The following is a 9118-nucleotide window of genomic DNA, read 5'->3' on the forward strand; positions in this document are numbered from 1 at the left end:
ACAGTTGGAGGGGAGAATGTAATGGATAAGATATTAGAATCAATTGTCGGGTGGTTATGGGGATTGCCGCTGATTTTTACTGTATTGTTTGTTGGTTTGTACTTTACTGTTGGCAGCAAGTTCTTTCAAATCGGGTATTTTCCCCATATTTTCAAGGCGACGTTCGGTAAACTTTTTTCCAAAAAGGACAAGACCGATCACGAGAAAGGGGTATTGACTCCTTTCCAAGCAGTCACCACTGCCATCGGTGGTAGTGTTGGGGTCGGGAATATTGGCGGAGTTGCTACAGCGATCGCAGTAGGGGGACCGGGAGCAGTCTTTTGGATGTGGATTACAGCACTTTTAGGTATGATGACGAAGACAGTTGAAGTGTCATTGGCAGTTCATTACCGCAGTTCAGATGAAAAAGGAAATCCATATGGCGGACCTACTTATTATATGGAAAAGGGTTTAGGTGAGGAAAAGAAGTTCAAGTTCTGGAAAATCCCTGCCATTCTCTTCGGGTTCGGTATTTTCACAACGTTTTTCATTACTCTTCAAAATTATACGGTTTCAGAAGCTGTCAGCTCGACATTTAATATTGGCATGATTCCTTCTTCACTTATTTACGTAACCCTTATTTATCTGATCATCTATGGGGGAATCAAACGGGTTGGTGAAATTGCAGCAAAGCTGGTTCCATTCATGAGCATCTTCTATGTGCTGGCATCCTTGTTCATTATCTTCAAGAATTTAGATCAAATCGGTCCCGTCTTTGCCCTAATTTTTGACAGTGCATTTTCTGGAATGGCTGCTGTAGGAGGATTTACGGGTGCAGTGATCGCTCAGGTGATCCGGATGGGTGTTGCCAGAGCAGTATATAGCAATGAAGCCGGTTGGGGTACTTCCCCGATGATCCATTCCACAGCAAAAACAAATCATCCGATTAAGCAAGGGATGTGGGGAGCAGTTGAAGTGTTCGTCGATACGATTATTATTTGTTCGATGACCGCTTTCATCATTATCATTACGGGTGCTTGGTCATCCGGATTGGATGGAGCGGCATTGACGTTATCCGCATTTGAAATCGGAATTGGAGAAATTGGCAGGTATATCATCGCCATTTTCATTTTCATATTCGGCTTGACGACTACGACCGGGTGGTACACATATTACGAAATCATTTTGCGCCATCTATTCGGTGGTGATAAGAAAGTGAAAATGAAAAACAAGACGATTGCCTTCTATAAATGGCTCTATCCAGTACCGGGATTATTGATGGTCGTATATGCTGTTTACTACAATCTTCCAGGGAAAGCTGTCTGGTATTTCGCGGATATTACGACGGCTATTCCAACGTTTATTAACCTCGTCGTCATTATGGTATTAAGCAAGAAGTTCTTTGAGTTACTTCGTGATTATAAGGCAAGACACTTGAATATCGGAACAATCGACCCGGACTTCAATGTGTTTTATGAGGATAAGATTAAAAAATGATATGAAAATATAAAGACAGAATCCGTTATCTTTCCGGATTCTGTCTTATTTCATTTATAACTGTTCAAATACCTCGTTTTTGTTATGAACCGGCGTGTGACAGACTGAATTCTCGCAGATGAATACGGCAAGCGGACGGTCGTTCACCACTTTCCCCTCTATTAGTGCTGCAGGTTCCGACTCATTCGTAGTAACGATCCAAACATCATATGGATGGAATTCGGATTGGAGTCGCTTCAATACTTCTTGTTGTTCTTCGGAAGAATTTCCACTGATGACAATTTCCTTCCCGCCTACTTCAAAGGCAATTCTTGCGCTGAGCAATGAAAGGACACCGCTTGTATACACGGCCGCTTCCTCTGAGAAAGCATCAATCATTTTCTCCACTTTTTTCATCAGCTCAGAATCACCGGTCAGTTTCGATAAGCGCCATAATTGAAGGGCGGCTATCCCATTTCCGGAAGGGAGTGCCCCGTCCAGTACTGTTTTCTCACGGATCAGTAATTTCTCAGCGTCCTCATCTGTAAAATAAAATCCACCGATATCCTTATCCTCAAATCGTTGATGGAGGATGTTTGACAATGTTTGTGCCTGACGCAAGTAGCCGATAGATCCAGTTGATTGGTGCAATTCCAAATAGCCCCAAAGCAGGAACGCGTAATCATCTAAATAGGCTTTATACTTGGCCTCTCCTTCACGGTAGCGAGCGAGTAAGAAATCCTCTTTCCATAACTCTTCACGAATGAACGTCTCTGCTCGTTCCGCCATTTGCGTAAAGGAAGGTTCTGCAAATACGGCACCTGCTTTCGCTAAAGCGGCGATACATAATCCGTTCCAGGAGGTGAGGATTTTATCATCCAAATGGGGATACGTCCGCTTGGCTCGTGCCTCTAATAACTTGATCCGGCTCTTTTCCAACCTTTGTTTTAACTCTTCTATCGGGAGATTAAATTCTTCCGCCATCTCACCTAAATCGGTTTCGACCAAGTTCGGTATATTTTTGCCTTCGAAATTGCCCCTTTGAGAGATGTCGTAAACTTCCGTGAAAATATCCGCATCATCCTCACCTAAAAGTTCATACACCTCATCTTCTGTCCAAAGATAATAGGTTCCTTCCGCTCCTTCACTATCCGCATCAATTGCGGAATAAAACCCGCCTTCCGGACTCGTCATCTCACGAGAGATGAATTCGGCCGTTTGGAACACAATCTCTTTATAACGTTCGTTTTTCGTTACTTGATAAGCTTCCGTATAAGCCATCATGAGTAAAGCATTATCATACAGCATCTTCTCGAAATGAGGGACTAACCAAATTTCGTCCGTTGAGTATCGGGCGAAACCGTATCCGATGTGGTCATAAATTCCACCGTCCGCCATTGAATTCAGCGTCTTTTCGACCATCTCAAGCGCCTTGTCTTCTTTCTTCCACTGATAGTATCGTAGAAGGAACAACAACTGCCCGGGTGTAGGGAATTTTGGTGAGGTCGCGAATCCGCCGTAATGCGGATCGAATGTTTGGCTCAAGTAAGTAAATGAAAATTGGGTATAGTGTGCAGGAACTTCTTCCTCAGTTCGGTTCCTCTTTGGCTGAATGGCGTATTTCATCCGTTCACCGGCGTCTTTGATCTTTTCAGGATTGTTTACGTAAAGATCATGAAGCTGAGGCAGTATATCCATCATTCCAGGACGTCCATATTTGCTTTCTTTCGGGAAATACGTGCCCATATAAAACGGTGTTTGATCTGGCATTAGGAATCCGTTAAGAGGCCAACCACCTTCTCCATTTTGTTTAATGCACACGTCCATATAAATGGAGTCGATATCTGGCCGCTCCTCCCGGTCAACCTTAATCGACACGAAATGGTCGTTAAGGAATTTTGCCACTTCCTCGTCTTCGAACGATTCCCGCTCCATCACATGACACCAGTGACAAGTGCTATACCCTATGCTGACGAATATAGGTTTATTTTCAGCTTTTGCCTTTTCGAACGCTTCCTCGCCCCATGGGTACCAGTCCACCGGGTTATAGGCGTGTTGAAGTAAATAAGGGGACTTTTCATGAATTAATCGGTTTGGTTTTGTATTGGAATGCAAAGTAATCACCTATATATTTTGTCGTTATTTGAATTGTACCCAAAACGAGCAACAAAGACTCTAATGACGATCTATAACCGTTAAGTGAAGCAGTCAGGGCAGTCGACGGTGAATATATAGCATAGTAATTTCTAAACAGACCATGCTCCAATTTCAGGATTCTCCTTTTTATAAATTCAATCAAGAAACTATTCAAATCCGATCTATTTTTAAGGCGTATGGATTGGCAAAAATGAGGAAAGAGTACGATAAACAAAGAATTGCGGAGGGATTCAGATGTGGAAGAACATACACATTAAAAGTTGGAATGAATTCAACGAGCTCATCTCTCAAATGCAATTGAATAACTGGATTTACCGGGGACAGTGCGATACAGTTTGGAATCTCCAATCTTCTTTGAACAGGGAAATCAATAATTTCCATCAAGGATTCGATAATGACGCATGCGTTGTAATTGAAAAGAATATGATCGATGAATATTTAAGCAGTTCCCATCTTTACTCTCCTTTTCAGTTGAAGGAGCCGACAACCGATAATCGGAAAGAGTGGGTTCGGTATCGTACCGAAATTCTGTCCATTATGCAGCACTATGGTACACCCACAAGATTGTTGGATTGGACGTACTCACCTTATATAGCGACTTTCTTTGCAGTCGATGGAGCAGACGATGACTTCGCCATTTTTGCATTGAATATTAAAGAACTGGAGCGGTTAAACGAGGAACATTACGGTGCTGATGTTTATAGAGAGCTAAAGAATCATATTTTCGATGAAGAGATTAAAGATGAGCGTTTCCTGTTCAGATTCGATCCGACGCAGAAAAACGAACGGATTCGGAAGCAGCAAGGCCTTTTCATCGTACCAAGCGTGATCAATAAGACGATTGATGAAATTCTTTCTGTATATAGAATTGAAGATGGGAAAATAGGCGGTACATACGTGGCGTTCAAGTACATTTTTAAGAAGCGGGATGTCCTGGAATATTGGCACAAACTAAGGCAAATGAATATCACACATGAAACGATTTACCCGGGGTTTGAGGGGTTTTGCAAATCGTTGAAGTTAAATATATTTGTTAGTGAATAAGCTATCATATATTTTCGCTAAAAAAACAGATACCTGTTATAGTTAAAGAATGTTTATTCAGAAGCGAATCGTGGAAAATAGAATAATTGATTAGTGTTTAGTGAAGGAGTAACTGCAATGATTAAAATTGTTACGGACAGTGCCGCGGATTTACCAAAAGAAATGATTGAAAAATATGATATTACAGTTGTTCCCTTAACAGTCACCATTGATGGTAAGGAGTATGCAGAGGGTGTGGATCTATCACCGGAAGAGTTTTATAAGAAAATGGCGACTTCTGCTGAATTGCCAAAAACGTCTCAACCAACTCCCGGTGTGTTTAAAGAGGCATTTTCAAAGGCCGGGCCGGACGAAGAGGTACTTTGCCTAACGCTTTCATCCAATTTAAGTGGAACGTATCAATCCGCTGTTTTGGCTCAGGATTTGGTAAAAGAAAAAGTGACGGTATTTGATACGCTTGGCGGTACGTTGGCTCAAGGTATGCAGGTATTGAAGGCAGCTGAAATGGCGGCCGAAGGGAATAGCGTCGATGAAATAACAAGTAGCCTTGCAACTTTCCGTGAAAACATGAAAATTGTCGTCTTGCTTGAAACGATTGAAAACGTAGTAAAAGGCGGACGGTTAAGCAAATTTCAGGGAACGCTTGCACGGTTCCTTGATATCAAGGTGATTCTTGAGGCAATCGATGGGAAAGTGGAAATGGCGGAAAAGGTAAGAGGGAAGAAAAAGTTCCATCGCCGGGCAATAGAAATGATCCGGGAGAGAAGAGAAGACTTCTCCGATACCATTTTCGGAATCAGCCATACCGGCTCCAATTTAGAAGATGTAGAATCACTTAAGCAACAACTGATAGAACATTTTAATCCAAAGGCGATCATCGTGAATTTCATGGGTTCCACGATTGGTACATATGCCGGCAAAGGCGGCATTGTTATTTCATTCTAAAAAAGATTGGGCCGTTCCCTAAAAGGAGCGGCCCAATTTGTCTATTGTTTGTTTGCCATTTGTTGCTGTGCCATACGAATCATTTCCTTTACCATGTTGCCGCCGATCGGCCCTCCGATTTTTCCTGCCTGTTCAGCAGTGAGTTTGCCGTTATATCCTTCTGTTAACGGAATCCCGTTTTCTTCGGCCACCTCATATTTGATGGTATCTGGATCGTTTGCCATATAACCTTGCTCTTTCATTACGCGCGTTTTCAATTGGTCAAGTCCTTCGCGTGCTTCGGGGATTAAAATCCTGTTGCTTCGTGCCATATGTTCTCAACTCCTTTTATATAGTGTGGGCGAATCCGGAAATTTTATATAAAAAAAGTCCAATCCTTTCTGATTTTTTTGCATTAACTAAAGATTAGGGAGGGATGAAAACATGAGTAAATCGGATTTTGCCCAATTTGCACATAAACTGGTAGGAGAAGAAGTGCAAGTTGTGACAACAGTTGGCCCTTATATCGGGAAATTAAAATTTGTCGGTAACGATGTACTTGGCCTGCGTACCCATATGAATGGGGAAAAAGTGAAGATCGCTATCCGGATTAAAGAAGTAGTTGCACTTTTCAAGGTCCACGATGGAGGAAGAAGACCAGGCGGTTGGCGCGGTGAAAATGAATCAAGCACGATCAATGAATCTTCCAATTTTAAGTTCTAACATAAGGACCGCCGAAATGGTGGTCCATTTTAAATTTTTTTAAAAAATGTAACGAATTAGGAGTCTGTCCGTCAAATTCATTGATAGGGGGCAGAAACTTGAAAAAATACATCTTACCTATAGGGGTTGCATTATTGTTAATCTTAGCTGGATGCGGGACTTCGGGAAAACAACCAGTATCTTTAGGACAAGCTCCAAAAGTACAGGATCAGGAATCTGAACGTGAAATCATAGCAGAACTGAAGCAGACGGCTACAGAAACGCCAGAGCGGAATCAAGTGAAGCAAGAAATTACGGAGCAACCGGAATTTAAGGACGGACTTCATGGGAAACCGTCAGAATCATTGCTTGAACTCTTGACTGTCCAGCAAGTTGAAGGCGAGGCGGCACTTCAAGCGATCGATCAAGTATACGGTTTAGAAGAATTTAGGGAAGAGGGGATTCTATTTTATGGTGATGAGTCGAACCTCGGTTTCTGGATCGGACTAAAAAAGCCTGATGAACGTTTAAATCAAATCGTGGATATTCTTCAAAAGAAAGTGGATAGAGGAGAAATCTTAGCAAAGTACATTCATTTTTTCAAAAATGACTTTACGGAAGCTGAACAGCGGACACTGACGGATCAGGTAGCTAAGGCATTAAAACAATACGTCGTGAATCACTACAATCCGGATGCCGTCTCGTACAGTGCATCGGTTGATACATTAACTGGCAATATCCAAATCGGCCATAACTTCTTGGAGAATGAACAAATGGAGCAGCTGAAGGAGACATTTGCTGGTTACAACATAGTGTTCACGCAGGAAGGAAGGATGATTCCGAAAGAAGGGGAGCCTGACGTGAAATATCCAGAGGAAGAATACACGGCACAACCGATTGAAGAAGGATCTATTATAGTAAGCGTCGGGGATGGTCGTTTTCTAACGGACTGGACATACTTTGAATTTAAAGGTGCAGAAAAGAAATTGAAAGCAGGGCAGCGTGTCATTGTAGCCGCTGCTGGAGGTATAATGGAATCAATGCCTGCCCAGGGACGGGCAAGTTTTGTTGAGTTACTTCCGGATTATAAACCAGACGGTGCGGATTTGTCGGAGTCTATCATTGCTTTAAAAGCAATTTCAGAGGCTGAAAAGAAATCTAACTTTGCACCGAATATCGGGAGCATTACCTACAATTCGGAGAAAGATGAATGGACCGTTAGCATTTCACAAGACGAAGATTATGAGCTGACCTTTAAAGATGAATAATGCAAAAGAGATAAGAAAAGCGCCCCTTTAACGGAGCGCTTTTTCATTGGATAAAATGGAATATGAAATTGATCAAGAATAATCCGGATATGATGTACAGCGGTGAGGATACTTCCTTCGCACGCCCTTTTGCAAGTTTCAAAAGGGGATAGAGGATGAATCCGAGTGCAATTCCGTCCGCAATACTGTACGTAAATGGAATCATGGCAATAATGATGATGGCAGGAAAAGCCTCCGTCAAATCACTTAAGTCCATGTTCCGGATGTTTTGAACCATTATTCCGCCGATGATAATCAATATAGGTGCAATTGCCTGATCGGGGATTATTTTAATATATGGAATAAAGAAAATCGATGATAGGAACAAGGCACCGGTTGTTATGGCAGTCAATCCGGTTCTTCCGCCTGCTGCAATGGCAGCGGTGCTTTCTACAGTGGCAACCGTTGGACTGGAACCGAATAATCCAGAAAACATGGTCGCCAAACCATTAGCCTGAAAGGCACGCTTGAATTTTTCCGGGCGTTCGGCCATCCGGACTTGGCTATGGATCGTACCGATATTCTCAAACACGATTACCATCGTCAAAGAAAATACACCCACCAAAAATGGCAGTGAGATCCATCGATCGAAAGACATCGCGCCAAATATGGAACCGTAGCTGCTTAAGTCAGTCGCTTCTCCTGTTTCCGGCAGTATGCCAAAAATAGCAGAAAGCACAGTGCCGAACAAAATGGTCCATAGGAAGTTCCCTTTGACATTCCGTAAAAATAGAACAATTGCCACAAGGAACGTCAAAACCGTCACAAGTACGCCGGTCTGGCTAAAGTCACCGAGTGCAATAATGGAACTTTCGCCCCTCATGACAAGTTGTCCCTTTTCGAGACCAATTAGCATGAGGAAAAGTCCAAGTCCTACTGTAATGGCTTCTTTCAATAGTTGTGGAATCGCTTCATTCAAGATTTTCGTCAATGGTGTAAAAGCAATAATGACGAAAACCACTCCAGAAACAAAGACCACGCCTAAAGCTTCCTGCCAAGTCAAACCCATCGATTCAACAAGTGTGTACGTAAATAATGCATTGATTCCCATACCGGGCACGAGTAAAATCGGTGCATTCGCCCAGAATCCCATAATCAGACATCCGACGAAGGATGTAAGGATGGTCGCCAAAATGGCTCCCTCAATAGGAATGCCTGCTTCCGATAAAATGAACGAATTGACAGCAATAATGTAAAGAATCGTAATGAACCCGACCAAACCGGCCATTACTTCACGCTGAAAGGATGTACCATGTTCCTGAAGACCGAAAAAGTCCCCTTTCTTTTGTTTCTTCATGTAGATAACCTACTATTCAGTTGTCCCTCTCCCTACCCGCTATACCTTTTCAGGTCAGCCACAAACATTGATTATACCATATTTTCTTTGGATAAAAAAGAAGCATTCCCATTTAGGGAATGCTTCTTGTAATGTGCGCCCGGCATGGGCGTAGTCTATAGGGTGCAAGTCCCGAACTGTGAAGGCAGAAGTAACAGTTAGCTTAACGCAAGGGTGTCCACGGTGACGTGGA

General features: G+C 42.6%; 8 protein-coding genes. 5 read left to right on the forward strand and 3 right to left on the reverse strand.

Annotation, left to right across the window (positions count from 1 at the left end; genetic code table 11):
* The first annotated feature begins 21 nt into the window (after positions 1-21).
* On the forward strand, positions 22-1476 hold the full coding sequence (locus ACFOZY_RS01615; RefSeq protein ID WP_378151549.1) for an alanine/glycine:cation symporter family protein: 1455 nt from the start codon (positions 22-24) through the stop codon (positions 1474-1476).
* A 54-nt stretch (positions 1477-1530) separates the two neighbouring features.
* On the opposite strand, the gene ACFOZY_RS01620 is transcribed toward ACFOZY_RS01615, so the two are convergent.
* Positions 1531-3579: a thioredoxin domain-containing protein gene (locus ACFOZY_RS01620; RefSeq protein WP_378151551.1), complete on the reverse strand. Its 2049-nt coding sequence runs from the start codon at positions 3577-3579 to the stop codon at positions 1531-1533.
* 267 nt (positions 3580-3846) lie between these two features.
* Between ACFOZY_RS01620 and ACFOZY_RS01625 the strand changes: the two genes are divergently transcribed.
* Both ACFOZY_RS01625 and ACFOZY_RS01630 read left to right on the forward strand, forming a co-directional pair.
* On the forward strand, positions 3847-4656 hold the full coding sequence (locus ACFOZY_RS01625; RefSeq protein WP_378151553.1) for an FRG domain-containing protein: 810 nt from the start codon (positions 3847-3849) through the stop codon (positions 4654-4656).
* A gap of 117 nt (positions 4657-4773) precedes the next feature.
* Positions 4774-5601 carry a DegV family protein gene (locus ACFOZY_RS01630; RefSeq protein WP_378151555.1) on the forward strand — a complete coding sequence of 276 codons (828 nt, stop codon included), beginning with the start codon at positions 4774-4776 and terminating at the stop codon, positions 5599-5601.
* Positions 5602-5642: 41 nt separating this feature from the next.
* On the opposite strand, the gene ACFOZY_RS01635 is transcribed toward ACFOZY_RS01630, so the two are convergent.
* Entirely contained in the window at positions 5643-5912 is a 270-nt protein-coding gene (locus ACFOZY_RS01635; protein WP_378151557.1) for a small, acid-soluble spore protein, alpha/beta type, read from the reverse strand.
* 112 nt (positions 5913-6024) lie between these two features.
* Here ACFOZY_RS01635 and ACFOZY_RS01640 point away from each other — a divergent pair, with 112 nt between their 5' ends.
* Positions 6025-6303 (forward strand): hypothetical protein, encoded by a 279-nt coding sequence (locus ACFOZY_RS01640; protein ID WP_378151559.1) that lies wholly within the window; start codon positions 6025-6027, stop codon positions 6301-6303.
* A gap of 98 nt (positions 6304-6401) precedes the next feature.
* Complete coding sequence (locus ACFOZY_RS01645; protein ID WP_378151561.1) at positions 6402-7550, forward strand: DUF3221 domain-containing protein; 1149 nt, start codon at positions 6402-6404, stop codon at positions 7548-7550.
* A 43-nt stretch (positions 7551-7593) separates the two neighbouring features.
* Here ACFOZY_RS01645 and ACFOZY_RS01650 read toward each other — a convergent pair whose 3' ends face one another.
* On the reverse strand, positions 7594-8886 hold the full coding sequence (locus ACFOZY_RS01650; RefSeq protein ID WP_378151563.1) for an NCS2 family permease: 1293 nt from the start codon (positions 8884-8886) through the stop codon (positions 7594-7596).
* Between the last annotated feature and the right edge of the window lie 232 nt (positions 8887-9118).

Source organism: Chungangia koreensis (assembly GCF_042651785.1).
In the GTDB taxonomy this organism is placed as follows: Bacteria; Bacillota; Bacilli; order Bacillales_A; family Planococcaceae; genus Chungangia; species Chungangia koreensis.